This window comes from Luteimonas sp. A537, from assembly GCF_054052065.1.
The window spans coordinates 504,582-527,220 of the sequence record NZ_JBSVRH010000002.1 but is presented as its reverse complement, the minus strand read 5'-3'; the positions used below and the strand labels follow the sequence as shown (position 1 = coordinate 527,220).

General features: G+C 69.4%; 22 protein-coding genes and 1 pseudogene. 19 read left to right on the top strand and 4 right to left on the bottom strand.

Translation table 11 applies throughout. The features are described 5' to 3' along the window. Positions 1 to 41 precede the first annotated feature (41 nt). The 9 genes from rpoE (at position 42) to recO (ending at position 8,945) form a co-directional block, all read left to right on the top strand. Positions 42 to 656, top strand: a complete 615-nt coding sequence (gene rpoE, locus ACW7GZ_RS06350) for an RNA polymerase sigma factor RpoE (protein ID WP_457008439.1) — start codon at positions 42 to 44, stop codon at positions 654 to 656. Further along, positions 653 to 1,708: an RseA family anti-sigma factor gene (locus tag ACW7GZ_RS06345; RefSeq protein ID WP_457008437.1), complete on the top strand. Its 1,056-nt coding sequence runs from the start codon at positions 653 to 655 to the stop codon at positions 1,706 to 1,708. Before rpoE ends, ACW7GZ_RS06345 begins: the two co-directional genes overlap by 4 nt. After that, positions 1,705 to 3,222 (top strand): Do family serine endopeptidase, encoded by a 1,518-nt coding sequence (locus tag ACW7GZ_RS06340; RefSeq protein WP_457008435.1) that lies wholly within the window; start codon positions 1,705 to 1,707, stop codon positions 3,220 to 3,222. Before ACW7GZ_RS06345 ends, ACW7GZ_RS06340 begins: the two co-directional genes overlap by 4 nt. 220 nt (positions 3,223 to 3,442) lie before the next feature. Continuing rightward, positions 3,443 to 5,236 carry a translation elongation factor 4 gene (gene lepA, locus ACW7GZ_RS06335; RefSeq protein WP_457003960.1) on the top strand — a complete coding sequence of 598 codons (1,794 nt, stop codon included), beginning with the start codon at positions 3,443 to 3,445 and terminating at the stop codon, positions 5,234 to 5,236. Positions 5,237 to 5,276: 40 nt separating this feature from the next. After that, positions 5,277 to 6,068, top strand: a complete 792-nt coding sequence (gene lepB, locus ACW7GZ_RS06330) for a signal peptidase I (protein WP_457008625.1) — start codon at positions 5,277 to 5,279, stop codon at positions 6,066 to 6,068. 59 nt (positions 6,069 to 6,127) lie between these two features. Beyond that, a complete protein-coding gene (locus tag ACW7GZ_RS06325; protein WP_457003150.1) occupies positions 6,128 to 6,508 on the top strand; it encodes a DUF4845 domain-containing protein in 381 nt (126 codons plus the stop codon). Further along, positions 6,495 to 7,175: a ribonuclease III gene (gene rnc / locus ACW7GZ_RS06320; protein ID WP_457003152.1), complete on the top strand. Its 681-nt coding sequence runs from the start codon at positions 6,495 to 6,497 to the stop codon at positions 7,173 to 7,175. The genes ACW7GZ_RS06325 and rnc overlap by 14 nt, the downstream gene beginning before the upstream one ends. Beyond that, the gene (gene era / locus ACW7GZ_RS06315) at positions 7,172 to 8,095 is read left to right on the top strand and encodes a GTPase Era (protein WP_457003154.1); all 924 of its coding nucleotides are present in this window, start codon (positions 7,172 to 7,174) and stop codon (positions 8,093 to 8,095) included. The genes rnc and era overlap by 4 nt, the downstream gene beginning before the upstream one ends. Before the next feature lie 91 nt (positions 8,096 to 8,186). After that, positions 8,187 to 8,945, top strand: a complete 759-nt coding sequence (gene recO, locus ACW7GZ_RS06310; protein ID WP_457003156.1) for a DNA repair protein RecO — start codon at positions 8,187 to 8,189, stop codon at positions 8,943 to 8,945. Here the strand turns inward: recO and ACW7GZ_RS06305 are convergent. Next, positions 8,921 to 9,652: a response regulator transcription factor gene (locus tag ACW7GZ_RS06305; protein WP_457008433.1), complete on the bottom strand. Its 732-nt coding sequence runs from the start codon at positions 9,650 to 9,652 to the stop codon at positions 8,921 to 8,923. The two genes, recO and ACW7GZ_RS06305, sit on opposite strands and share 25 nt — an antisense overlap. A 34-nt stretch (positions 9,653 to 9,686) precedes the next feature. On the opposite strand from ACW7GZ_RS06305, the gene ACW7GZ_RS06300 reads away from it, so the two are divergent. The 9 genes from ACW7GZ_RS06300 (at position 9,687) to ACW7GZ_RS06260 (ending at position 18,552) form a co-directional block, all read left to right on the top strand. Next, positions 9,687 to 11,702, top strand: coding sequence for a hypothetical protein (locus ACW7GZ_RS06300; RefSeq protein ID WP_457008431.1), 2,016 nt, complete (start codon positions 9,687 to 9,689; stop codon positions 11,700 to 11,702). A 19-nt stretch (positions 11,703 to 11,721) separates the two neighbouring features. Beyond that, positions 11,722 to 12,435: a YdbL family protein gene (locus ACW7GZ_RS06295; RefSeq protein WP_457008429.1), complete on the top strand. Its 714-nt coding sequence runs from the start codon at positions 11,722 to 11,724 to the stop codon at positions 12,433 to 12,435. Between the two features lie 160 nt (positions 12,436 to 12,595). Beyond that, the gene (gene rlmD / locus ACW7GZ_RS06290; RefSeq protein ID WP_457008427.1) at positions 12,596 to 13,945 is read left to right on the top strand and encodes a 23S rRNA (uracil(1939)-C(5))-methyltransferase RlmD; all 1,350 of its coding nucleotides are present in this window, start codon (positions 12,596 to 12,598) and stop codon (positions 13,943 to 13,945) included. 116 nt (positions 13,946 to 14,061) lie between these two features. After that, entirely contained in the window at positions 14,062 to 14,577 is a 516-nt protein-coding gene (locus ACW7GZ_RS06285; RefSeq protein WP_457003166.1) for a CYTH domain-containing protein, read from the top strand. 11 nt (positions 14,578 to 14,588) lie between these two features. Next, entirely contained in the window at positions 14,589 to 15,590 is a 1,002-nt protein-coding gene (gene nagZ, locus ACW7GZ_RS06280; RefSeq protein ID WP_457003168.1) for a beta-N-acetylhexosaminidase, read from the top strand. Continuing rightward, positions 15,587 to 16,147, top strand: a complete 561-nt coding sequence (locus ACW7GZ_RS06275) for a hypoxanthine-guanine phosphoribosyltransferase (RefSeq protein ID WP_457003169.1) — start codon at positions 15,587 to 15,589, stop codon at positions 16,145 to 16,147. Before nagZ ends, ACW7GZ_RS06275 begins: the two co-directional genes overlap by 4 nt. Positions 16,148 to 16,171: 24 nt before the next feature. After that, positions 16,172 to 16,957, top strand: a complete 786-nt coding sequence (locus ACW7GZ_RS06270; RefSeq protein WP_457003171.1) for an S-methyl-5'-thioinosine phosphorylase — start codon at positions 16,172 to 16,174, stop codon at positions 16,955 to 16,957. Positions 16,958 to 17,056: 99 nt separating this feature from the next. Next, positions 17,057 to 17,263 carry a cold-shock protein gene (locus tag ACW7GZ_RS06265; RefSeq protein WP_343255997.1) on the top strand — a complete coding sequence of 69 codons (207 nt, stop codon included), beginning with the start codon at positions 17,057 to 17,059 and terminating at the stop codon, positions 17,261 to 17,263. Positions 17,264 to 17,406: 143 nt separating this feature from the next. After that, a complete protein-coding gene (locus tag ACW7GZ_RS06260; protein WP_457003174.1) occupies positions 17,407 to 18,552 on the top strand; it encodes a glycerophosphodiester phosphodiesterase in 1,146 nt (381 codons plus the stop codon). A 51-nt stretch (positions 18,553 to 18,603) separates the two neighbouring features. Here the strand turns inward: ACW7GZ_RS06260 and ACW7GZ_RS06255 are convergent. The 3 genes and pseudogenes from ACW7GZ_RS06255 to ACW7GZ_RS06245 all read right to left on the bottom strand — a co-directional run. Then, positions 18,604 to 19,068, bottom strand: a pseudogene (locus tag ACW7GZ_RS06255) (NAD(P)H-binding protein); the annotation flags it as partial. A gap of 28 nt (positions 19,069 to 19,096) precedes the next feature. Continuing rightward, complete coding sequence (locus ACW7GZ_RS06250; protein WP_457008425.1) at positions 19,097 to 20,116, bottom strand: zinc-dependent alcohol dehydrogenase family protein; 1,020 nt, start codon at positions 20,114 to 20,116, stop codon at positions 19,097 to 19,099. 167 nt (positions 20,117 to 20,283) lie between these two features. After that, positions 20,284 to 20,841 (bottom strand): DUF6630 family protein, encoded by a 558-nt coding sequence (locus tag ACW7GZ_RS06245; RefSeq protein ID WP_457003177.1) that lies wholly within the window; start codon positions 20,839 to 20,841, stop codon positions 20,284 to 20,286. Between the two features lie 125 nt (positions 20,842 to 20,966). On the opposite strand from ACW7GZ_RS06245, the gene ACW7GZ_RS06240 reads away from it, so the two are divergent. Continuing rightward, positions 20,967 to 22,568: an SDR family NAD(P)-dependent oxidoreductase gene (locus tag ACW7GZ_RS06240; RefSeq protein WP_457008424.1), complete on the top strand. Its 1,602-nt coding sequence runs from the start codon at positions 20,967 to 20,969 to the stop codon at positions 22,566 to 22,568. The last annotated feature ends 71 nt before the right edge of the window (positions 22,569 to 22,639 follow it).

Genomic DNA, 22,639 nt, shown 5'->3' with positions numbered 1-22,639 from the left:
TATCCGGTCCCCAGGGCCGGTCCCGAGGAGAGCACCGGCCGATGGCTGAAATCGACAACACGCAGCTCGACCAGGATCTTGTCCGCCGCGTCCAGCAGGGCGACATGGCAGCGTTCGACCTGCTGGTGCGCAAGTACCAGCATCGCGTGGCCGCGGTGGTGGGGCGCTACGTGCGCGACTGGAGCGAATGCCAGGACATCGCCCAGGAGACCTTCATCCGCGCCTACCGCGCGATCGGCAGCTTTCGCGGCGACGCGCAGTTCTATACGTGGCTGCACCGGATCGCGGTCAACACGGCCAAGAACCACCTGGTCGCGCACAGCCGCCGTCCGCCGACCGATGACATCGAGGTTGGCGACGCCGAGCACTTCGACTCCGCAACCGCGCTGCGCGACAACGACACGCCGGAACGCGAGCTGATGCGCCAGCAGATGGAACAAACGGTGCTTCGCGCGGTCCAAGCACTGCCCGAGGAATTGCGCACGGCGATCACCTTGCGCGAAGTCGAGGGCCTGAGCTACGAGGAGATCGCCTCGCGCATGGACTGTCCGATCGGCACCGTCCGCTCGCGGATCTTCCGCGCCCGCGAAGCGATCGACATCGAGCTCGAACCACTGATGGATACCGGATCCGCGCCCGCACGCGCGGCGCGATGAGCACACTGATGACCAACGACTACGACAACATCGATTTTGAACCGGCGCCGCCGGACAAGCTCTATGCCCACAATCGCCGGCAGCTGTCGGCGATGCTCGACGGCGAGCTTTCACCGGACCAGGCGCGCTTCATGCTGCGCCGCCTCCAGCACGACGGCGAGCTGGCCGCGTGCTGGGAGCGCTGGCAGGTCAGCGGCGACGTACTGCGCGGCCGCGGCCATGCCCTGCTGCCGGCGGACTTCTCCAAGCGGGTGGCGGCTGCCATCGCCGGCCCTGCGGCCGCGGCCGCAGCGCCAGCCGGGAACGCGCGGCCACGACCGCAGCGCCTGCTGCGCTGGGGCGGCGGCGCGCTGGCCGCTTCGGTTGCGCTGGTGGCCTTGTTCATGGCCCGGCAGATGCCCGACGCCCAGGCGCCGGAGCTCGCCACGGCCTCCAGTACTTCGCTGTCCGCGCCGGTCCTTGTCGAAAGCGCTGCTGCAGCGGCTCCGCTTGCGCAGACCGCGGAGACCGATGGCGTCGGTATAGATCCCGCGTCGCCCGCATCCGCGACGGATGCCCCATCGGATCTGCTGGCCGCCGCCGCACCGCTGGCAATCGCCGTGGCCGAGGTCCCCCGTCGCGCCGGTGACCGCAGCAGCACGCGCAGCCAGGCACAGCGCGCCGCGGTGCGCCGCTCGCAGGCCGCGGTCGACGCCCCGGCCCGGGCGGTGGCGACAGCACCACGGCTGCCCGTGGCGCCGCTGCTACCCGCGCTCGAGGTCTCGGTCCCGCAGGCAGCGCGGCCGGCCGCCATTGATGCCGGACTGCCGATCCTGGCCGCAGTGCCTTCGCCCGCTGCGGATGGCGAGGCCCTGTTTGGCGCACCGCCGGCCGCGGCCACGCGCCCCTGGCCACGTGCCACGCTGTCCGGCCTGTCGGCCACGCGGCCGTTCGCGGCCGGCTACGGACTGCAGCAGGCCGACAGTTTCGCGCCGTTCCAGCCGCGGCTGGAAACGCCACGCGAGGCAGGCGTACAACTTCCCGATCACCAAGCCGAGGCCGATCCCCGATGAAAACCCCCGTCTTTGCCCTGGCCCTGGTCGCGCTGACCGCCGCCGGTACCGCCGCGGTCGTGATTCCGGCCGCCACCGCGCAGTCACAGGACCAGGCTCCGGCTCCGGCGGCGGTGTCCGCGCCGCCATCGGCCCCGCTGGTCACCGGACTGCCGGACTTCACCCGTCTGGTCGACCGCGTGGCGCCGGCAGTGGTCAACATCGAGGTCACCATCGACGGCCGCGGCAACCGCCAGGCGCAGGCGATGCCGGATGACATGCCCGAGTTCTTCCGTCGCTTCTTCGGTCCCGGCACGCCGTTCCCGGGCGCGCCGCAGGATCCGGGTGCCGGTCGCGGCGGCATGTCGATGGGCAGCGGCTTCCTGATCTCCGGCGACGGCTATGTGATCACCAACCACCACGTGGTTGCCGGCGCGAGCGATGTCCGGGTGACGCTGCCCGACCGTCGCGGGTTCAACGCCGAGGTGATCGGCAGCGACGAGCAGTCCGACGTGGCGGTGCTGAAGATCGATGCCAGGAACCTGCCCTTCCTGCGCGCCGGCGACGCCAACAGCGTCAAGCCCGGGCAATGGGCGGTCGCGATCGGCTCGCCGTTCGGCTTCGACCAGTCGGTCACCGCCGGCATCGTCAGCGCCGTCGGGCGTGCCAACCGCTATTCCAACCAGCGCTACGTGCCTTTCATCCAGACCGACGTCGCGATCAACCGCGGCAATTCCGGTGGCCCGCTGCTCAACACCAGCGGCGAAGTGATCGGCATCAACTCGCAGATCTTCTCCAATTCCGGCGGCTACATGGGCGTCAGCTTCGCGATCCCGATCGACGTGGTGATGAACGTGGCCGAGCAGCTCAAGGACACCGGCCAGGTGCGTCGCGGCCAGATGGGCGTGCAGGTGCAGGAGATCGGGCCCGACGACGCCAAGGGCCTCGACCTGCCCGACATCCGCGGCGCGCTGGTCGCCGACGTGATCCAGGGTGGCGCGGCCGAGAAGGCCGGCATCGAGCGCGGCGATGTGATCCGCGAGGTCGACGGTGTCAGCGTCAACCAGTCCAGCGACGTGCCGCCGATGATTGGCGGCAAGGCACCGGGCAGCAAGGTCCGGGTCAAGATCTGGCGCGAAGGGCGCACCCGCGACATCACCGTGACCCTGGGCGAGCTTGACGAAGGCATCGCGGGTGCGGGTTCCCGCCCGGCGGCGCGACCGCCGGCGGCGCAGCAGAGCAATCCGCTGGGCCTCGTCGGCAGCGAGCTGAACGCGGAACAGCGCCGCCGCCTGGACCTCAAGCCGGACGAGGGCGTGGCCGTGGCACGCGTCGAAGGACTGGCCGCGCGCAGCGCCGGCATCCAGCCGGGCGACGTGATCCTGCAGGTGGGCCGCGTGAACGTGGCCACCCCGGCCGCGCTCGACCGCGAGCTGGGCAAGGTCAAGACTGGAGAAACGGTCATGTTGCTGGTCCGCAACCGCAGCGGCGGGACGCAGTTCATCGCAGTGACGCCCCGCGAGAGCGCGAAGTAGGGGCCGCCACGACCCCTGGGGAGCGGCCATGGCCGCGATGCCACGACCCCTGTGGGAGCGGCCATGGCCGCGATGCTTTTCGCCGCCATGGTCGCAAAGCATCGCCGCTATAGCGGCTCCTGCAGGGGCCGCGGCGGCTCGCGGCGGCTGTGCGACAATATCCCGTTCGACGATCCGGCCCGACGCGGCCACCAGACTGCCGCCCATGCCCCCCGAATCAATGCGGAACATCCGCAACTTCTCCATCATCGCGCACGTCGACCACGGCAAGTCGACGCTGGCCGACCGCATCATCCAGCTGTGCGGCGGATTGACCGCGCGCGAGATGGAATCGCAGGTCCTCGACAACAACCCGATCGAGCGCGAACGCGGCATCACCATCAAGGCGCAGTCGGTGTCGGTGCCGTACACGGCGCGCAACGGCGAGACCTACCACCTCAACTTCATCGACACCCCCGGCCACGTCGACTTCAGCTATGAAGTCAGCCGCTCGCTGGCGGCCTGCGAGGGCGCGCTGCTGGTGGTGGATGCGGCCCAGGGCGTCGAGGCGCAGTCGGTCGCCAACTGCTACACCGCGGTCGAGCAGGGGCTGGAAGTCATCCCGGTGCTCAACAAGATCGACCTGCCCACCGCCGACATCGAGCGCGCCAAGGCCGAGATCGAAGCCGTGATCGGCATCGACGCCACCGACGCGGTCGCGGTCAGCGCCAAGACCGGGCTCAACGTGGAAGAGGTGCTGGAGGCCATCGTGCACCGCATCCCGCCGCCGCAGCCGCGCGACACCGACAAGCTGCAGGCGCTGATCATCGACTCGTGGTTCGACAACTACCTGGGCGTGGTTTCGCTGGTGCGCGTGATGCAGGGCGAAATCAAGGCCGGCGCCAAGATGCTGGTCATGTCCACCGGCCGCACCCACCAGGTCGACAAGGTCGGCGTGTTCACGCCGAAGCGCAAGGAAACCGCGGCCCTGCGCGCGGGCGAAGTGGGCTGGATCAATGCGTCCATCAAGGACGTGCACGGCGCGCCGGTGGGCGACACGCTCACCCTCGCCGGCGATCCCGCGCCGCATCCGCTGCCGGGCTTCCAGGAAATGCAGCCGCGCGTGTTTTCCGGTCTGTTCCCGGTGGATGCCGACGACTACCCGGACCTGCGCGAGGCGCTTGAAAAGCTGCGCCTCAACGACGCCGCGCTGCGCTTCGAACCGGAAAGTTCCGAGGCCATGGGCTTCGGTTTCCGCTGCGGCTTCCTCGGCATGCTGCACATGGAGATCGTGCAGGAGCGCCTTGAGCGCGAGTACGACCTCAACCTGATCAGCACCGCGCCGACGGTGGTCTACGAAGTGTTGATGACCGACGGCGAAGTCATGACGCTCGACAACCCGGCCAAGCTGCCGCCGTCGAACAAGATCGAAGAAGTGCGCGAGCCGATCATCCGCGCCAACATCCTCACGCCGCCGGATTACGTCGGCAACGTGATCACCCTCTGCGAAGAGAAGCGCGGCAGCCAGATCGGCATCAACTACCTCGGCAGCCAGGTGCAGATCAGCTACGAGCTGCCGATGGCGGAAGTGGTGCTGGACTTCTTCGACCGCCTGAAGTCGGTCAGCCGCGGCTACGCCTCGCTGGACTACCACTTCGTGCGCTTCGACGCCGGTCCCTTCGTGCGCGTGGACACGCTGATCAACGGCGACAAGGTCGACGCATTGTCGATCATCGTCCACCGCAGCCACGCCGACCGCCGCGGCCGCGACCTGACCGACCGCATGAAGGACCTGATCCCGCGGCAGCAGTTCGACGTCGCGATCCAGGCCGCCATCGGCTCGCAGATCATCGCCCGCAGCTCGGTCAAGGCGCTGCGCAAGAACGTGCTGGCCAAGTGCTACGGTGGCGATATCAGCCGCAAGAAGAAGCTCCTGGAAAAGCAGAAGGAAGGCAAGAAGCGCATGAAGCAGGTCGGGCGCGTCGAGATTCCGCAGGAAGCCTTCCTCGCGGTGCTCCAGGTGGACAACAAGTGATGGCGGCCAACGGGCGTGCCACGGGCGAGGTACGCGCATGATGAAGTGGTTCGAACTCGGGCTGGTCACCCTGACCTTCGCCTCCGGCATCATCTGGCTGCTGGACCGGCTGTTCTTCGCCAAGGCGCGCAAGGCGCGTGCAGGCCTGCTGGACGAGGACAGGGAGCCGGTCGTCGTCGACTACGCGCGCGCCTTCTTCCCGATCCTGCTGGTGGTGCTGGTGCTGCGCAGCTTCATCGCCGAGCCCTTCCGGATCCCGTCCAGTTCGATGATGCCGACGCTGCTGATCGGCGACTTCATCCTGGTCAACAAGTTCGCCTACGGCCTGCGCCTGCCGGTCAACAACAGGAAGGTGATCGAGATCGGCCTGCCCGAGCGTGGCGACGTGGTCGTGTTCCGGCCGCCCGCGCACCCGGACCAGGACTGGATCAAGCGCGTGGTCGGCTTGCCGGGCGACCGGATCGCCTACAGCGACAACGTGCTGTACGTGAACGGCGAGCCGGCGGCCTACCAGCCGGTCGGCGACTACGTCGGCAAGGGCCGCGGCGAGGAGATGACCGGCGCGACGCTCCTGGCCGAAGACCTGGGCACCGGTCCGCACGAAGTGCTCGAGATCGAAAGCCCGCTGTTCGCCAGCCACGGCGTGGGCGAATGGACCGTGCCCGCGGGCGAGTATTTCGTGATGGGCGACAATCGTGATAGAAGCGACGACAGCCGCTTCTGGGGCACGTTGCCGGAGGCGCAGCTGCGCGGCAAGGCGTTCCTGGTGTGGATGAACTTCGATAGCGCCGCCGGCGGCGTCGACTTCAAGCGCATCGGCACGCGCCTGTGACCACGGCCGCACCGGCCGGCGCGACAACCAACGCATCGCGGACCAAGGGGAGAGGGGAAATGAGGAATTCACAACGCGGCATCACCCTGCTCGGATTCATCATCGTGCTGGCGGTCGTGGGCCTGTTCGCCTACGTCGGCATGAAGCTGTTCCCGATGTATTCGGAGTACTACAGCGTGCGCTCGGCGATGAAGGGGCTGGCCAACGAACCGGGCATCGCCAACACCGAGCCGCGCAAGATCCAGGACCTGTTCTTCCGTCGGCTGTACATCAGCTACTCGGAGAACGTGAAGCCCGAGCACGTCAAGCTCAAGCGCGTGGGCGCCGGCTGGCAGATGGACGTCAAGTACGAGGTCCGCAAGGAACTCATCGGCAACCTCGACGTCGTCGGCAAGTTCGAGTCCACGCAGATGCTGACCCGGGCCGGTGCGGTCGATTGATGCCCCTGCGCGCATCGCGGGACACGTGTTCCGCGATCCCGCGCTCCTGGCGCAGGCGCTGACCCACCGCAGCGCCGGCGCACCGCATAACGAACGCCTGGAGTTCCTCGGCGACGCCCTGGTCGGGCTGATCGTGGCCGAGGCGCTGTACCTGCGCTGGCCCAAGGCCGACGAAGGCGCGATGACCCGCGCCCGCGCCGAGATGGTGCGCGAATCGTCGCTGGCGCGGATCGCGCGCGCGCTTGAGCTCGGCGCGCGCATCACGCTGGGGCCTGGCGAGATGAAGTCCGGCGGGCATCGCCGCGACTCGATCCTTTCCGACGCGCTTGAAGCAGTGGTCGGCGCGATCTTCCTCGACGCCGGCTTCGAAGCCTGCTGCGCCGCCGTGCTGCCCTGGTTCGAACCCGAGATCGACGGCCTCCCGGCCGGCGGCATCGGCAAGGATCCCAAGACCCGGCTGCAGGAGTGGCTGCAGGCGCGGCAACGTCCGTTGCCGACCTACGAACTGCTGTCGGAAGGTGGCGAAGAGCACGCGCGGATCTTCCTGGTCCGCTGCCAGCTCAGCGATCCCGCGACCGACGCCGAAGGCAGCGGCAGCTCCCGCCGCGCGGCGGAACAGGAGGCCGCGTCCGCGGTGCTCGCCCAACTGGAACCAGTGAAACCATGAACACCCAAGCCCCCAGCCGCAGCGGCGCGATCGCCATCGTCGGCCGGCCCAACGTCGGCAAGTCGACCCTGGTCAACGCGCTGGTGGGCGTCAAGGTCAGCATCGTCTCCAACCGCCCGCAGACCACGCGCCATCGGCTGCTGGGCATCGCCACCTTCCCCGGCGGCCAGCTGCAGCTGGTCGATACCCCCGGCATCCATCGCGGCGAACGCAGGCAATCGGCCACCGCGATGCACCGGATGATGAACCGCGCCGCGCGCGGTGCAGTCGAAGGCGTGGACGCGGCCGTGCTGGTGGTCGAGGCCGGACGCTGGGACGATGAGGACGGACTCGCCTACGAGGCCCTGCGCGAGGCGAAGGTGCCGGTGGTGCTGGTGGTCAACCAGGTCGACCGGATCAAGGACAAGGCCAGCCTGCTGCCCTACCTGCAGCAGGCCACCGAGGGCCGCGAATTCGCCGGAGTGCACCCGGTGTCCGCGCTCAAACGCACCGGCCTGGACGCGCTGGTGGCCGAGCTGCTGGCGCTGGTGCCCGAAGGCGAGCCGGCCTACGACGAGGACGCCATCACCGACAAGAGCCAGCGCTTCCTGGCCGGCGAGCTGCTGCGCGAGCAGCTGATGCGCCAGCTTGGCGCCGAGCTTCCGTATTCGACCACGGTCGAGATCGAATCCTTCACCGAAGAGACCTCGAAGTCCGGCCCGTTGCTGCGCATCGGTGCCGTGATCTGGGTGGAGCGCGACGGCCAGAAGGCGATCGTGATCGGCAAGGGCGGCCAGCGCCTGCGCGAGATCGGCACCAAGGCGCGGCTGTCGATGGAGCGCCTGTTCGACTGCAAGGTTTTCCTCGAGACCTTCGTCCGCGTCCGCGCCGGCTGGTCCGACGACGAAGCCGCCCTGCGCACCCTCGGCTACGGCGACTAGGTGTGATCTCTCAGTAGGAGCAGCTATAGCTGCTCCCACAAAGGCCGGCACGAGGAGCGTTCGCGGCCATGGCCGCTCCTACAATGGCGGGATGCGAATCCTTGGCGAACCCGCCTATGTCCTCCACGCCCGGGCCTGGCGCGAGACCAGCCTGCTGCTCGAGGTCCTGTGTGCCGAACACGGGCGCATCGGCCTGGTCGCGCGCGGCGTGCGCGGGCCGAAGCGGCAGGCGCTGCGCGCGGCGCTGCAGCCGATGCAGCACATCCGTTTCGACGCCGTTCTCCGCGGTGAACTCGCGCAACTGACCACGGCCGAGGCGCTGGACGCCGCTCCGCGGCTGCAGGGCGACGCGATGCTGTCGGGCTTCTACGCCAACGAACTGATCCTGCGCCTGGCCCCGCGCCAGGATCCCCAGCCCGAGCTCTACGCCACCTATGGCGAACTACGCGCGCGCCTGGGCGCCGGTGAACCCTTGGCCTGGACCCTGCGCCGATTCGAACGCGACCTGCTGGACGCGCTCGGCGTCGGCGTTGACTACGCGCACGAAGGGGACGGCAGCCCGGTGGACCCGGCCGCGCGGTACCGGCTGGACGCGGAACAGGGACCGCTGCGCGTGCATGGCGATCGCGGCGGTGGCGATCGCGCGCGCACCGCCACCGGACGCGCATTGCTGGCGCTGGCCGCGGACAGCGTGCCGCCGGCGGAGGACCTGGGCGGCCTGCGCCGGGTGATGCGCGAAGTGCTGCAGTCGCATCTTGGCGGTCGGCCGCTGGCCTCGTGGCAACTGCTGGGCGACCTGGGCCGGATGACCGCGACGCCCGTGCGTCAGGGCCGCGGTGAGAGTTCCTGAGCCGCGGCGTCGAAGTGCGCGCGCGCTCCTGCCGATGTCGGGGCGCATTGGAGTGCGATCACCGCCTGCTCCAGCCGCGCCGCGCCCACGAATCCGCAGCTCGCGCGCAGGCGGTGCAGGGCGTCCTGCATCGTCGCCTGGTCGCCGGACTGCCCCGCGGCCATGACCAGGCGATGGGCGGCCGGCAGTTCGGCCAGGAACAACTGGCGCAGGGCATCGACATGCGCACGTTCGCCGTTGAGCGCGCGCAGCGCTGCGGCGTCGTCCCATGCCGATTCCGCCGACCGATGCGCAGCCGCGGCTTCCGCAACCCCCGGCCCGGGCTCGGCGATGCGCAACGGCGTCCGTCCAGCCAGGGTTCCGGCAATCGCGGCCCGCAGCGCGGCCGCGGCCAAGGGCTTCACCAGCACCGCATCGAAGCCGGCCTGGTGCAGATACCGGTGGACGTCGTCTTCGCGCGCGGCAGTGTGTGCGATCGCGGGCGTGACCAGGCCCAGCGCCCGCAGGTCGGCCAGCAGGCTGGCTCCATCGCCGTCGGGCAGGTGGGCGTCCACCAGCCAGAGCGCGTAGGCGATGTTGCTGGCCTGGGCGCGGGCGGCCGCGCGGGTTCCCACGATATCCACGCTGGCGGGCAGCGCTTCGGTGGCGGCCGCCAGGAAGGCGGCGGTGGTGTGGTCGTCCTCGACCAGCAGGATGCGGGGCTTCATCAACGCGTACGCTCCTGTCGCTAACCTGACAGCCATGTCAGCGTGGATCTTACCCCTGCTTGGATTGTTCGCGCTGCTGCACGCCGGCGGCGCCGATGCGCGCACGCTGACCGCGCGCGTGGCCGAGGTGTCGACGCCGGTCGCGACCCTGCACGATGTGGAGGTGCGGCTGGACTGGCCGGCGGGGGCGGACAGCGGCGACCTGCGCATCAGCGCCGGGCGCGCCGAGGCCCTGGATCTCGGCTATCGCTTCCACGCGCTGTCCTGGCGCTGCCCGCTGCGCCGCGATGGCGACGAAGGCTGGCGCTGCGAGGGCGAAGTCCGCCAGGGACAGGGTGCACCGCTGCGGCTGGCGCTGGCACTGCCGCATGGCGACATCCAGGCCGCGCTCTCCGGTGCCGACGGCACGCGCCTGGCACTGCTGCGCACGGAGGCGGAGCCGGACCTCTTCGCCATCGACCTTGCGCGCGTCCCGGTGGCCTGGGCGCAGGCGCTGGCGGCGCAGGCCTGGAGCGAGGTCCAGCTTGGCGAGGGCCGCGTGGACGGGAACCTGCAGGTGCGCGTTCCCGACGCCGGACCGCTGCGACTGCAGGGTCGGCTGGCGCTTGCCGACGCAGCCTTCGACAGCACCGACGGCCGCGTTGCCGGTGCCGGCCTTGCCGCGGGCCTGGACTTCGACTGGTTGGCGCTGGATGACGGCCCGCTGCTGGCGCTCGACGGTGAACTGCGCGGCGGCGAGCTGCTGCTGGGCGACGGCTATTTCGTGCTCCCCGACGCGCCGTTGCCGCTGCACTTGGGGGCGCAGCGTGCGCTTGACGGCTGGGCGCTGACGGAATTTTCGGCCAGTGACCCGGGCGTGCTCGAGGTCGGCGGCAGCGCATTCCTGGGCGAATCCGGCCTGCGCGATCTTGCGCTGTCGCTGCGCAGCGCCGACGTTTCGCTGCTGCCGGAGCGCTATCTCTCGGGATGGCTTGGCGTGGCGGGCCTCGGCGGGCTGACGATGTACGGGGCGCTGGACATCGACCTGGCGCTGCGCGACGGCGTGCTGTCGAGCTTCGACCTGCGGCCACGTGCACTCGACCTTGCCGCGCCCGGCGACCGCTTCCGCTTCGAAGGCCTTGATGGCCGCGTCCACCTGGTATCCGAGGGCAGCGCGCAGAGCGACCTGCAGTGGCGAAGCGGCGCGCTCGGCGCGATCGCGCTTGGCGCGGCGCGGCTGCCGTGGCGGAGCAGCGGCGGCGAACTGCACCTGCGCGAGGCCACGGACATCCCGCTGCTCGACGGGCGGCTCTCGGCGTCGGCGCTGCACCTGCGCCCGCCCGGCCAGCGCGGGCCGCTGCTGATCGAGGGCGCGCTCACGGTGGAGGCGCTGGACATGGCGCGGCTGATGCCGGCCCTTGGCCTGCCGGCCTTCCCGGGCACGCTGTCCGGAAGCATCCCCGGCGTGCGCTACGTCGGCGAGCGCCTGGATTTCGACGGCGGCCTGGTCATGCACGCGTTCGATGGCGAAGTGCGGGTGTCGTCGCTGGCGATGGAGCGGCCCTTCGGCGTCGCGCCCACGCTGCTGGCCGACATCGGCTTCGACGGCCTGGACCTGCGGGCGCTGACCGGCGTGTTCGAGGTCGGCGGCATCAGCGGGCGGCTGCACGGCCACGTCGAAGGCCTGCGCCTGGTCGACTGGGAACCGGTGGCCTTCGATGCCGAGCTGCACACCGAACCGCGCCGCGGCGTTCGCCAGCGGATCAGCCAGCGCGCGGTGCAGGACATCTCCAGCGTCGGCGACGCCTCGTTCACCGCCAGCCTGCAGGGCCAGCTGCTGGCGCTGTTCGACGACTTCGGCTACCGCCGGATCGGCCTGTCGTGCCGACTGGTGAACGGCGTCTGCACGATGGCCGGATTGCAGCCGCGTGGCAGCGGGTTTGTTATCGTCGAAGGGTCCGGGCTGCCGCGGCTGGACATCGTTGGTTTCAACCGGCGCGTCGACTGGGACACCCTGGTCGAACGCCTGGCCGCCGCAGGTTCCGGCGAGGTCTCGCCGGTGTTCGATTGACCCGTCCCAGGAGGACTGCATGCGTTCGTACACTCTGCCAATCGCCGCCGCGCTGGTGCTCACCGCCTGCGTCACCATCAACGTGTATTTCCCCGCGGCCGAGGCGCGCGAAGCCGCGCGCGAGTTCGTCGAGAAGGTGATCGGGGACGGGGACGAGGGCGCGGCCCAGGCGCCGGGTGTTCCGGAGGGTGACGCTCCGGCGAGCGACAGCCCTGCGACTGATGTTCCAGAACGCGATGTTCCCGGGAATGACGTCCCAGGGCATGACGTCCCCGGAAATGGCCAGGCAGGCGCCGTGGCGCAGCTTCCGGACGCGAAATCGCGCCGCCTGGACTTCGATCCGTGGATCCTGCTCGGCATCGCACCGGCGCACGCGCAGACGCCGGACATCAGCATCCGCACGCCGGCGATCCAGGCGATCCAGCAGCGGATGGAGTCGCGCTTCACATCGACCCTGCGCCCGCACTTCGACAGTGGCGCGCTGGGCTTCGGCAGCGACGGCCTGCTGGTGGTGCGCGATGCCGCGAAGCTGCCGCTGAAAGACCGCGTGGCGGTGAACGCCGCGGTGGCCGACGACAACCGCGACCGCAACGCCGTCTATCGCGAGATCGCCGTCGCCAACGGCCATCCGGAGTGGGAGTCGCAGATCCGCGACGTGTTCGCGAAGCAGTGGGTGGCGAGCGCGCGCTCTGGCTGGTGGTACCAGCAGGGCGGCGCCTGGCGCCAGAAATAATCCCCCCTTTTTTTGTGGGAGCGGCTATAGCCGCGATCATCCTTCAACCGAACCATGCCCTTGATCGCGGCTATAGCCGCTCCCACAACAGCGGTCGCGGCTACAGCGGCTCCTGCAGGGTCAGAATGGGGGTTCGATAGATTGTTCCGGGTATTTTTCATTGGCACGCATTGACAGGACTCCGTTCGAGGCCGAAATCCTCGAACTTGGCGCCGACGGCCGCGGCATTGCCCGTCGACCGGAAGGACATCCGCACGCTGGCAAGTCCGTGCATATCGCCGGCACGCTCGCCGGCGAACGGGTAATGGCGGTGCAGACCCGTCGCGCACGGCGGTTCGACGAAGCCGAAGTCGTGGAAGTGCTGCTGGCCGCGCCCGAACGCGTGGAGCCGCAATGCCCGCACTTCGGCACCTGCGGCGCGTGCAGCCTGCAGCACATGGCCGGGGACCAGCAGATCACCACCAAGGCGCGGATGCTGGCCGCGGACTTCGAGCACATCGGGCAGGTGCGGCCGGAGGCAACGCTGCCGCCGCTCACCGCGAGCCCCTGGGGCTATCGCCGGAAGGGGCGGTTCTCGGTGCGGCGCGTGGAGAAGAAGGACAGGACCCTGGTCGGCTTCCGCGAGCGCGATGCGCGCTTCGTTGCGGAGTTGAGCGAATGCCACACCCTGGTTCCGCAGCTTGGCAGCCGTCTCGGGGCGCTCGCAGCCCTGGTCGACGGCATGGACGCGCGCAGCGCGATCCCGCAGATCGAGTTCGCAGCCGGCGACGACGCCACCGCGCTGGTGTTCCGCCATCTTGAACCGCTCGGCGAGCGCGACCGCGCGGCGCTGGTGGCGTTCGCGCAGGAACACGATCTTGCCGTGTACCTGCAGCCGGGCGGGCTCGAGACCGTTGCGCCGCTGTGGCCCGAAAGCCCGAGGCTGGCGTTCCGTCTCGCCCGCTGGGACGTCGAGCTGGAGTTCCAGCCGCTGGACTTCATCCAGGTCAACGCCGCGCTCAACGAATCGATGATCGCGCACGCGCTTGAGCTGCTCGACGTGCAGCCCGGGGAGCGCGTGCTCGACCTGTTCTGCGGCCTGGGCAACTTCAGCCTGCCGCTGGGGCGGGTCGCGGACGAAGTGGTGGGCGTGGAAGGCGATGCCGGGCTGGTGGAGCGCGCGCGCGCGAATGCGGCGCGCAACGGCATGGCGCACGTGCATTTCCACATGGCCGACCTGACCACCGACCTGCGCGAGCAGCCCTGGATGAAGGCCGGCTTCGACAGGCTGCTGCTCGACCCGGCCCGCGCCGGCGCGCTGGAAGTGCTGCAGCAGCTGCCGCTGGAGGGCCTGAAGCGCATCGTCTACGTCAGCTGCCATCCCGGCTCGCTCGCGCGCGATGCCGGCTACCTCGTCAACGAGCGCGGCTGGCACCTGCGCGCCGCAGGGGTGATGGACATGTTCCCCCACACCGCCCACGTCGAATCCATCGCCGTCTTCGACCCGCCAGCTCACGCCCACCCCCTGTAGGAGCAGCTATAGCTGCGACCAGCCTCACCTTCACCTGTGGGAGCGGCTATAGCCGCGATAAGCTGTCTGGCCGGGATCGCAGCTATAGCTGCTCCTACAGAGGGTCGTGAGGGTTCATGGGTATCGAGATAGAGCGGAAATTCATGGTGACCGGCGAAGGCTGGCGCGACGCGGCGCACGCCGTGGTGCCGATGGCGCAGGGCTACCTCAACGACCAGTCGTCGATGGACGAAGGGCGGCAGCGCGCTTCGGTGCGCGTGCGGCTGGAGGGCGATGGGGCGTTCCTCAACATCAAGTCGCGCGAGCTCGGGCACACCCGGCAGGAGTTCGAATACCCGCTGCCCGTGACCGAAGCCCGCGAGCTCCTCGCGCTGTGCGTCGGCGGTCTGGTCGAGAAGCGCCGCCACCTGGTGCGCCATGGGGATCATCTGTGGGAAGTCGACGAGTTCCTCGGCGACAACGCCGGCCTGGTGGTCGCCGAGATCGAGCTCGAAAGCGCCGCGGAAACCTTCGAACACCCCGCCTGGCTGGGCGTCGAGGCCACCGACTGCCCCCGCTACTACAATCTGGCCCTGGCCGCGCGGCCGTACTCGCTGTGGAGCGATGCGGAACGCGCGGGACCGGCCGCCTGAGGAGAACCACCATGCTTGTCATCGGCATCGCCGGTACCGAACTCAACGCGCAGGAACGCGACTGGCTGCAGCACGATGCCTGCGCCGGCGTGATCCTGTTCACCCGCAACTTCGCCTCGCGCGCCCAAGTGGCCGAGCTGTCGCAGGCCATCCGCGAGGCCGCGCCGCGTCCGCAACTCATCAGCGTCGACCAGGAGGGCGGCCGCGTGCAGCGCTTCCGCGAGGGTTACAGCGCGCTGCCGCCGCTGGAGACCTTCGGCCGCGACTACGCCTGTGATGCCGAAGGCGCCCTGCAGCGCGCCCGCGAACACGCCTGGCTGATGGCCAGCGAAGTCCGCGCATCGGGCGTCGACCTCAGCTTCGCCCCGGTGGTCGACCTGGGCCGCGGCAACCTCGCCATCGGCGACCGTGCGTTTTCCGACGATCCGCAGGTGGTCGCCGCCTTCACCCGCGCCTACGTCGAAGGCATGCACGAGGCCGGCATGGCGGCCACGCTCAAGCACTTCCCCGGCCACGGCTCGGTGCGCGAAGACACGCATTTCGACGACGCCGTCGACGACCGCCCGCTGGACGTGATCCGCGCCCATGATCTGGTGCCCTTCGTCGCCGGCATCGACGCCGGTGCCGACGCGGTGATGCTCGCGCACGTGGTCTACCCGCAGGTGGCGCCGGAGCCCGCCGGCTACTCGCCGCTGTGGATCAACGGCATCCTGCGCAAGGAAATGGGCTTTCGCGGCGTGGTCTTCTCCGACGACATCGGCATGGCCGCGGCGCACGGCGTGGGCGGCATCAAGGCGCGCGTCGATGCGCACCTGGACGCCGGCTGCGACGTGGTCCTGGTCTGCCACCCGGAACTGGTGGAGGAATCGCTGGCCGCGGTCGAAGGCCGCAGCCTCAACACCATGGCCCTGGCCGGGCTGGTCGGCCGCGGCGCGCTGGGCTGGGACGGCCTGCTGGCCGACGCGCGCCATGGCGCCGCATCCGCGCGCCAGGGCGGCGGGGTGGCGGCATGAACGCGCCGAGGCTGGCCGAGGTCATGGTCGATGCCGACCTGATCCATGACCGCGACGTGCTCGAGGACGCGATCGAGGGCATGGCCGATGCCATCAAAGCCGAGTACGCCGATGACGAGCGCCCGCCTTTGTTCGTGACGATCATGAACGGCGGCATGCCATTCGCGACGCAGCTGGCGTTTGCCTTGGGCGAGCGCGGCCTGGACCTCGAATTCGACTACCTGCACGCCACCCGCTACCGCGGCGGCACCAGCGGCTCGCGCCTGGCCTGGCTGCACCGCCCGGCAACGCCGATGCGCGGCCGCCGCGTGATCCTGGTCGACGACATCCTCGACGAAGGCCACACCCTGAAGGCCGTCACCCGCTGGTGCGAAGACGAAGGCGCCGCCGATATCCGGGTCGCGGTGCTCGCCACCAAGGTCCACGACCGCTGCGTGGACGGCGTCTGCGCCGACTGGGCGGGCGTCGACGTGCCCGATCGCTACGTCTTCGGCTACGGCATGGACTACAACGAACAGGGCCGCAACCTGCCCGCCATCTACGCGCTGGCCGACTGAGCGCGCGCCACGCAGGAAACGGACATGTCGCCCGAAACCAATACGCCAAAGCTCGCCGATGAGCTGATCGCCCTGGCGGTGATCGGCGGCACCGGGCTGTACCGGCTCGCCGGCCTCGAAGACGTCCAAACGCAGCAGCCGCCCACCCGCTACGGCGCGCTGTCGGGTCCGGTGCGGATCGGCCGGATCGCAGGCAGGCAGGTCGCCTTCCTGGCCCGCCACGGTGAGGGCCATTCGGTGCCCCCACACCTGGTCAACTACCGCGCCAACCTCTCCGCGCTGCACGCGCTGGGCGCGCGCCGGGTGCTCGCGCTCAACACCGTGGGCGGCATCACCGATGCCTTCGGCCCGCGCGTGCTCGCCTGTCCCGACCAGCTCATCGACTACACCTGGGGCCGCATCTCGACCTTCTGCGAGGAGCCGGGCACCGAGGTGCTGCACGTGGACATGGGCGATCCCTATACGCCCTCGCTGCGTCGCGACGTCCTGGCGGCTGCCGCACGTGCCGCTGTCGCGGTGGTCGATGGCGGTTGCTACGGCGCCACCCAGGGGCCGCGCCTGGAGACCCGCGCCGAGATCGCGCGCATGCGACGCGACGGCTGCGACCTGGTCGGCATGACCGGCATGCCCGAGGCCGGGCTGGCGCGCGAACTCGGCCTGGACTACGCCTGCCTCGCCATCGTTGCCAACTGGGCGGCGGGCGCGGGGCCGCAGGTGGACGAGGTGATCACGCTCGACGACGTGCTTGCGAACGTGGCCGCGGCATCGTCCGGGCTGCCCGCGCTGGTCGAGGCGCTGCTCGCCGGCTGATTTGCACGGCGGCGCCGGGCTTTGCATACTCGGCTCGCGTGTGCCCGGTCCCTTGCAGGTCGGCGCGCGCAATCGTATCCAGACGAGGTAGAACGAGTCATGCAATACGGCACAGTGAAGTGGTTCAACGACGCCAAGGGTTTCGGCTTCATCGCTCCCGAAGACGGCAGCTCCGACGTGTTCGTGCACTATTCGGCGATTTCTTCCGAAGGCTTCCGCAGCCTGCAGGAAGGCCAGCGCGTCAGCTATGAAGTCACCCAGGGTCCGAAGGGCGCACAGGCGGCAGGGGTGGCGCCTGTCGCATAAGCGACATCGCAACAATATTTTCCTGTTCCAGGGCCCCGGAGTGTTTCCGGGGCCCTTTTCTTTCCGGGCCATTGCCCCGGGTCATGCGAAGGTCAAACCCCGCTGCGATGATGCCGGTCTGCCTCCGTCCGCTGGAGTTCCGCATGCTGCACTGGATTTCGCTCGCCCTCGCCATGGCCATCGCTCCCGCGCCCGCCGCCGAAACCGGCAACAACCCGGAAGCCGCCGCCGCCATCGCAGCGCCGCATGACGGCAAGGCGGTGGTGATCGCGCACCGCGGCGCCAGCGCCGTGCTGCCCGAGCACACCCTGGCTGCCTACCTGCGCGCGATCGAAGACGGCGCCGACTACATCGAGCCCGACCTCGTCTCCACTCGCGACGGCGTGCTGGTGGCACGGCACGAGAACGAGATCGGCGGCACCACCGATGTCGCCGCGCACCCGGCCTTTGCCGACCGCAAGGCCACGCGCACGGTCGATGGCCACGAGATCGAAGGCTGGTTTGTCGAAGACTTCAGCTTCGACGAGCTGCGCACCCTGCGCGCCCGCGAGCGCATCCCGCAGCTGCGCAGCACCGCCGCTGACGGCCTGCACCCGGTGCCATCCTTCGACGAGATCATCGAACTGGTCGCGCACGAATCCGCGGCGCGCGGGCGGGTGATCGGCCTGATCCCGGAGATCAAGCACCCCAGCCACTTCAGCGCGCTCGGCCTGGCGATGGAAAGCCGCGTGCTCGCGGCGCTGGTTGCGCATCCCTACACCCGCAGTGCGCCGGTGGTGATCCAGTCCTTTGAAGTCGGCAACCTGCGCGCGCTGCGCACGCAGCTCGGCGAGGGCAGGGCGAACATCCGCCTGGCGCAACTGCTCGGTGCGCCGGACGCTCTGCCGGCCGACGTCCCCGCCGGCGGCCAGACCTATGCCGACTTGGCAACGCCCGCCGGCCTGCGTGACGTAGCAACCTACGCCGACGTACTCGGCCCGCACCTGCAGTACGTGGTGCCGGTGGACGCCGACGGCCGCCTGGCCAAGGCGACCACGCTGGTCGCCGACGCGCACGCCGCGGGGCTGCAGGTCATGCCGTACACGTTCCGCCCCGAGAATCATTTCCTGCCGCGCAGCCTGTGGGAGGGCGACGACCCGCGCAGCCGCAGCGAGGAGGGTGCCATCGCGCATATCCGCGCGCTGCTTGAAGCCGGCATCGATGGCTTCTTTACCGATGATGTCCGCGTTGGGCGCATTGCGGTGGACGAGGCGTCCGACGCACGCGGCCTCAACAAGCAGGTGCGCTGAACTACCCTGACCCCCGAGATGCTCACGCGATAGTGTCGGACTCGCCATGGATCAGCCTTGATCCATCACCTCGGCGAGCGGGGTATCTCCGTCGTAGAAATCCACGGTCTGGCGGCTGGCAGCGCCGGTCTTGATGACGTGTGCAATCGCTTCGGCGACATTGGCCCGCGAGGTGACGCGTTTGTCTTCCGGCCAGTCCGCGCCTGCCATTACCGCTCGCAGGATTTTCCCTGTTGCCGGTTCCAGCGTGAGCAGGCCGGGCCCGAGGATGGTGTAGTCCAACCCGGTCTCGCGCAGCTTCGCATCCGCATCATGCTTGGCTTTGGCATAGGAGTAGAACGGGTCCGTCGGGTCGAGCTGGTTGACGTGCATGTTGGCGCCGGCATAGGACACCATGACGAAGCGGGTGACGCCGGCCTGCTCCGCCGCTTGCATGGCGCGGGTCGCGGCTTGGTAGTCGACGGCATGCGTGCGCTGCGGGCTCCCACCGCCGGCGCCCGCCGAGAACACAACGGCGCTGGCACCGGATTTGTTTTGTGCTGCTCTAGGCCTTCGCCACCTCGATCACCACTTTCCCGAAATGCGTGCCGGACTCCAGGTGGCGGTACGCCTCCTTCGCCTCGGCGAACGGGAACACGCGATCGACCACCGGCTTGATGCCGTTCGCGGCCACGAGACGGGCCGTCTGTTCCAGCATGGCGCGGCTGCCGACGTAAATGCCGACCATGCGCTTGGCGGTGGTCGCCAAAGTGAACGGGTTGAGCTCGCCGCCGAAACCGCTGACGCCGCCGATGATGGCGATGGTGCCGCCCACGGCGGTGGATGCGACTGAACGGGTGACGGTGCCCTGGCCGCCCACTTCCAGCACCACGTCGACTCCCTTGCCGCCAGTGTGGCGCAGCACCTCGTCCTGCCACTCGGGGTTCGTGCGGTAGTTGATCGCCACGTCCGCACCCAGGGCACGGGCGCGCGCCAGTTTTTCATCGCTGGACGAGGTGATGATCACCTGCAGGCCCGCGGCCTTTGCCAGCTGCAGGCCCAGGATCGAAACACCACCGGTGCCCAGCAGGAGCACGGTATCGCCGGGGCGGAGATCGGATGATTCGAAGATGGCGTTCCATGCGGTGACGCCTGCGCAGGGGAGGGTGGAGGCCTCGAAGTAGTCCAGCGCGTCCGGGAACTGCACCAGGGAGTCTTCATGCAGGGTGACTTCCTCGGCGAGCATGCCGTCGATGTCGCCACCGAGTGCGCTCCGGAATTTGTTTTGATCCGGCGCATCTTCAAGCCAATGAGGAAAGAAGGATGCCGCCACCCGGTCACCCGGCTTGACCCGGCTGACCATCGAGCCGACCGCGATGACATCGCCGGCGCCGTCGGAACAGGGGATGACAGGGTCATCGACCTTGACCGGATACACACCGTTGGCGACCATCAGGTCGCGATAGTTCAGCGACACGGCACGCACCCTGACGCGCACTTCGTGGGCTCCAAGCGGCCGCTCGATAATGTCTTCCAGCCGCAGTCCGTCGATCTTCCCGCCATGCGGGATCCGGTAAGCCTTCATGTTCGCGTCCTCTTATCGCCCATCATCGGTCCATTGGCCATTGTGGCCCCGGAGGTCGCGAAGTCCCGGCTTTTGGGCGAATCCGGCCTGGAACTGTGTGTCGCGGCTGCGCGCGCACGCGCCTGGCGGAAGACCTGGCCGAAGGCTCCCCGGGTCAGTCGGCCGCGTCAGGCCAATCCACCCGGCCGCAGCTCGATTCCCAGCGCCGGCGCAATCACGCGCATCGCCTCGTCATCCCGACTCAGCGCAATCCACCCCGCCGTGGTCTCGGTGCCCGTCTCCCACACCCACAGCGTGTAGCCATAGGCGCGCAGCGCGTCGTAGGCCACGTGCACCAGATCGGGGATTCTGGCGTCGTCCAGGAACTCGGCATCGGTCGGATCCTCCACGCCCCAGTCCAGCTCGAGGTTCCAGCGGGCGACCAGTTCGTTGATGCTTTCCACCAACGCGGCGGCATCGTCGTCGTGGACCTGGAAACCGGACTTCCAGTCGATGATGTCCTTCAGCACCCAGGCCGGCTCGTACTCGTCCTCGCCGGCGTCGGCGGTGGTGTCCTGGTAGGCGCTGAACTGCTGCAGGGCGGTTTCTTCGTCGCCCGGGTTGATGAGCAGCAGCAGCTGCCAGACCAGCGCTTCGCTGCCGGCGTCCTCGTCGATCTCCAGGTCCGGGTCGAAGCCGCCGGCGTAGTTGTCGTCGGGGTCGAACTCACTGTCGGGGGCGTGCATGGGGTGCGGCCAGGGGGCGGGGCGCACAGGATAAGCCCGGCGCGGTGACGGCGGTAACGGCGTTGGCCGCCCGGTGGCGCAAGCCCGCGCTGTCGTTTGCGCCGCCCAGCCCGCAAACTATGCGCATGACCACGAACCCACCGGGCGCTCCTGGCGCCCGCCCGCAGCTGCCCGCTGAATCCATCGAAGCGCGGCTGAAGCTTGCCACCGACACCCTTGAAACCGTCGCCGCGGACCATGCGCTGCTCGACGCGCTGGACGATGCCACCCGCGAGCGCCTGCACCGCGCGGTCGCAGCACTTGGCGCGCCGGTGGATGCCGTCGCGCGCCGCCAGCGCCGCAAGCAACAGAAGCGCAGCCGCGTGCAGGCCAAAAACGAGCGCGACGATGCGATCCTCGACGCCACCGGCATCCGCACCCTGCGCCGCCAGCCGGTGTTCACCACGCCCAACTATTTCCCGCCGGCGGACTTCACCCCGCGCGACCTCGACGCCGACGTGCCCGCGCACCACGAGACCCTGGAGCCGCAGCACTGCTACGTGTGCAAGCAGAAGTACTCGCGCATCCACCACTTCTACGACCAGCTGTGCCCGGAGTGCGCGGACTTCAACTTCGCCAAGCGCACCGAGCTCACCGACCTGACCGGCAGGGTGGCGCTGCTGACCGGCGGCCGGGTCAAGATCGGCTACCAGGCCGGGCTGAAGCTGCTGCGCTGCGGCGCGCGGCTGATCGTGACCACGCGCTTCCCGCGCGACTCCGCGGCGCGTTACGCCGAGGAGCCGGACTTCGCCGAATGGCACGATCGCCTGGAAATCTTCGGGCTCGACCTGCGGCATACGCCGAGCGTGGAGGCGTTCTGCAGCGAGCTGCTGGCCACCCACGACCGCCTCGACTTCATCATCAACAACGCCTGCCAGACCGTGCGCCGCCCACCGGGTTTCTACACGCACATGATGGCCGCCGAGACCGCGGCGCTGCACGACGCGCCGGAGCACCTGCGCAGGCTGCTGGGCCGCTATGAAGGCCTGCGCGCGGACGCGTTGCTGCCGGACGGCGCGGCCACCGCGCTTGCCGGCCGCGAGCCGCGGCACGAGGCCGCCGCCGGCCTGACCCGCGCCGCGGAGCTGTCGCAGGTGCCGCTGCTGGCCGAAGAGCTGCTGGGCCAGTCGCACCTGTTCCCCGAAGGCCGCCTGGACCAGGACCTGCAGCAGGTCGACCTGCGCGGGCGCAACTCCTGGCGCCTGCAGATGGACGAGGTGCCCTCGGTGGAGCTGCTGGAAGTGCAGCTGGTCAACGCGATCGCGCCCTTCCTGATCAACGCGCGCCTGAAGCCGCTGATGCTGCGCACGCCGGACGGCTCGCCGCCCGCGCCCGACCGCCACATCGTCAACGTGTCGGCGGTGGAGGGGCAGTTCTACCGCAACTTCAAGACCACCCGGCACCCGCACACCAACATGGCCAAGGCCGCGCTCAACATGATGACGCGCACCTCGGCCGCCGATTACCACGGCGACGGGATCCACATGAACTCGGTCGACACCGGCTGGGTGACCGACGAGGACCCGGTGGAGATCGCCGCGCGCAAGACCATCGAAGAGCGCTTCCACCCGCCGCTCGACATCGTCGACGGCGCCGCGCGCATCGTCGACCCGATCATCGCCGGCCTCAACACCGGCGAGCACGTCTGGGGCCAGTTCCTGAAGGACTACCGCCCGACCGACTGGTAGCGCCGCAGCGTCGCAGACCATGCCCGGTTTTTGTGGGAGCGGCTATAGCCGCGATCCAAGCCGGTAGAAGC

What these genes read in the sequence shown, in the direction of transcription:
- lepA (WP_457003960.1), top strand. Translation starts at nt 3,443, where the DNA reads ATGCGGAACATCCGCAACTTCTCCATCATCGCGCACGTCGACCACGGC.
- ACW7GZ_RS06275 (WP_457003169.1), top strand. Translation starts at nt 15,587, where the DNA reads ATGAACGCGCCGAGGCTGGCCGAGGTCATGGTCGATGCCGACCTGATC.
- ACW7GZ_RS06295 (WP_457008429.1), top strand. Translation starts at nt 11,722, where the DNA reads ATGCGTTCGTACACTCTGCCAATCGCCGCCGCGCTGGTGCTCACCGCC.
- ACW7GZ_RS06250 (WP_457008425.1), bottom strand. Translation starts at nt 20,116, where the DNA reads ATGAAGGCTTACCGGATCCCGCATGGCGGGAAGATCGACGGACTGCGG.
- ACW7GZ_RS06325 (WP_457003150.1), top strand. Translation starts at nt 6,128, where the DNA reads ATGAGGAATTCACAACGCGGCATCACCCTGCTCGGATTCATCATCGTG.
- rpoE (WP_457008439.1), top strand. Translation starts at nt 42, where the DNA reads ATGGCTGAAATCGACAACACGCAGCTCGACCAGGATCTTGTCCGCCGC.
- era (WP_457003154.1), top strand. Translation starts at nt 7,172, where the DNA reads ATGAACACCCAAGCCCCCAGCCGCAGCGGCGCGATCGCCATCGTCGGC.
- ACW7GZ_RS06340 (WP_457008435.1), top strand. Translation starts at nt 1,705, where the DNA reads ATGAAAACCCCCGTCTTTGCCCTGGCCCTGGTCGCGCTGACCGCCGCC.
- ACW7GZ_RS06345 (WP_457008437.1), top strand. Translation starts at nt 653, where the DNA reads ATGAGCACACTGATGACCAACGACTACGACAACATCGATTTTGAACCG.
- nagZ (WP_457003168.1), top strand. Translation starts at nt 14,589, where the DNA reads ATGCTTGTCATCGGCATCGCCGGTACCGAACTCAACGCGCAGGAACGC.
- ACW7GZ_RS06270 (WP_457003171.1), top strand. Translation starts at nt 16,172, where the DNA reads ATGTCGCCCGAAACCAATACGCCAAAGCTCGCCGATGAGCTGATCGCC.
- ACW7GZ_RS06245 (WP_457003177.1), bottom strand. Translation starts at nt 20,841, where the DNA reads ATGCACGCCCCCGACAGTGAGTTCGACCCCGACGACAACTACGCCGGC.
- ACW7GZ_RS06240 (WP_457008424.1), top strand. Translation starts at nt 20,967, where the DNA reads ATGACCACGAACCCACCGGGCGCTCCTGGCGCCCGCCCGCAGCTGCCC.
- ACW7GZ_RS06305 (WP_457008433.1), bottom strand. Translation starts at nt 9,652, where the DNA reads ATGAAGCCCCGCATCCTGCTGGTCGAGGACGACCACACCACCGCCGCC.
- lepB (WP_457008625.1), top strand. Translation starts at nt 5,277, where the DNA reads ATGAAGTGGTTCGAACTCGGGCTGGTCACCCTGACCTTCGCCTCCGGC.
- ACW7GZ_RS06260 (WP_457003174.1), top strand. Translation starts at nt 17,407, where the DNA reads ATGCTGCACTGGATTTCGCTCGCCCTCGCCATGGCCATCGCTCCCGCG.
- ACW7GZ_RS06285 (WP_457003166.1), top strand. Translation starts at nt 14,062, where the DNA reads ATGGGTATCGAGATAGAGCGGAAATTCATGGTGACCGGCGAAGGCTGG.
- recO (WP_457003156.1), top strand. Translation starts at nt 8,187, where the DNA reads ATGCGAATCCTTGGCGAACCCGCCTATGTCCTCCACGCCCGGGCCTGG.
- ACW7GZ_RS06265 (WP_343255997.1), top strand. Translation starts at nt 17,057, where the DNA reads ATGCAATACGGCACAGTGAAGTGGTTCAACGACGCCAAGGGTTTCGGC.
- ACW7GZ_RS06300 (WP_457008431.1), top strand. Translation starts at nt 9,687, where the DNA reads ATGTCAGCGTGGATCTTACCCCTGCTTGGATTGTTCGCGCTGCTGCAC.